Raw genomic sequence first — 760 nt, forward strand, 5'->3', positions numbered from 1 at the left:
AAGTTTGCCGGGGAACCGCCAGTATATGCGGATTATGCGCCGGAAATAGTTTTTGTAAAGCGGAAAACAAACGCGAAAAAAGGTTATGTGCGGATTTTATATTAAAAGGTGAGGAAGAAGAAAATGACAGTACAGGAACTTAATATTTTGGTCGGCGAAAACATAAGGTATTACAGAAAATTAAAAGGTTGGTATGTGAGAAAATTGGCGGAGAAAATCGGCACGTCGGAAACAACCGTCTCTAACCATGAACACGGACACGTTATGCCGTCTACAAAATATCTGTTATTATACGCTCTGGTTTTTAATATCGAGGTACACCAATTATATACGAGAGAACAAACCAAGATAGCGATTAGGACGACGGGCGAAAGAATAAAATATTACCGTGAGAAAAAAGGTTTAAGCCAGCGAGAGTTGTCGAAGAAAATGGGAATAACGCCGTCTTTCGTGTGCGCTTGCGAGCATGGGGAGTATATGCCAACGCTAGACCGATTGAAGCAATACGCCGACGTTTTGGATGTGGAAGTCCGGGAGATCAGAGCGTGAATTTGGAATTTGACTTCGGGCTACCGCCGATTGAGGAAAAAAGCGGAATAAGGACATTCAAACTAACGCCCGAACAGAAATTAAAACTTCTTGGACACGGCTACACGCAAAAGGAAGTCGAGGACATGGTAAAAGCCGATATTCCAAACGCCAAAACGTTAAAAATCTGTTTTTCGGATGATGAACTTTTGGAATGGGTCAATAAAAAATA

2 protein-coding genes are annotated in these 760 nt (G+C 41.7%); both read left to right on the forward strand.

What is annotated here, in order from left to right; translation table 11 throughout:
* Positions 1-123 precede the first annotated feature (123 nt).
* On the forward strand, positions 124-549 hold the full coding sequence (locus tag ACYVTD_RS14770) for a helix-turn-helix domain-containing protein (RefSeq protein WP_461248475.1): 426 nt from the start codon (positions 124-126) through the stop codon (positions 547-549).
* Positions 546-760: hypothetical protein (locus tag ACYVTD_RS14775; RefSeq protein WP_461248476.1), on the forward strand; the 215-nt coding region annotated here is incomplete at its 3' end. The genes ACYVTD_RS14770 and ACYVTD_RS14775, both read left to right, overlap by 4 nt.

It is taken from the genome of Treponema sp. R6D11 (genome assembly GCF_054786075.1).